At 41.7% G+C, this 592-nt stretch carries 2 protein-coding genes; one reads left to right on the plus strand and one right to left on the minus strand.

Going from position 1 to position 592, the window contains the following annotated elements:
• On the plus strand, positions 1 to 229 hold a 229-nt coding region (locus tag OCT63_RS21405; RefSeq protein WP_269984595.1), incomplete at its 5' end, for a hypothetical protein.
• A gap of 4 nt (positions 230 to 233) precedes the next feature.
• On the opposite strand, the gene OCT63_RS21410 is transcribed toward OCT63_RS21405, so the two are convergent.
• Positions 234 to 413 carry a hypothetical protein gene (locus OCT63_RS21410; protein WP_269984596.1) on the minus strand — a complete coding sequence of 60 codons (180 nt, stop codon included), beginning with the start codon at positions 411 to 413 and terminating at the stop codon, positions 234 to 236.
• Between the last annotated feature and the right edge of the window lie 179 nt (positions 414 to 592).

A 592-nucleotide genomic window follows, 5' to 3' on the forward strand; every position in this document is an offset into this window, starting at 1 on the left:
CTTCGTATTGCGTTGCTCACTACTTAGCTTAGCGTTAGTTTGCAAAGGGCAGAAAAGCATTTATGGTCTAAAAGCCTTGTTCTACGCTCTAGCTATTCACCTGTTCGCTTTCCAATCTCACGAACTTTCCGGTGGCACTATGTTGGAAGTGTTTGCGGTGAGTGAGTCAATTACTGGTTCTAACATTATCGCTAGTTCTTTGATGCGTTTTCTTTTTCTTGGCAGCTAATTTGTTAACAAATGGCTTGGTCACATTTGGTCGTCAGGTTAGTCGAACGAATCCTTTGCCACTTAAAGCGCTTCAAACCGTAGTCATTTGTCGTATGTCGCTTCTTAGCCAAGTGCGTTTTGTTGGTTATATTTAAATTCTGAGCTGCCCGTTTTACTTTTGTATTCAAAGCCAGTAGTTTCATAGCTAATTCAGCACCTTGGCGCTAAACATCTGGCTTCATCATGGTGGCAAACTAACAAAGCGCTTAAGGCAGATTCGCAACGCGTGGCATTTTTAGTATGCGTTGATTTATGTGTTTAAGGTGCTATGCGGTGACTTCATATTACGTTGCTCACTACTTAGCTTAGCGTTAGTTTGCAA

Source organism: Vibrio sp. RW (assembly GCF_027587105.1).
Taxonomy (GTDB): Bacteria; Pseudomonadota; Gammaproteobacteria; order Enterobacterales; family Vibrionaceae; genus Vibrio; species Vibrio toranzoniae.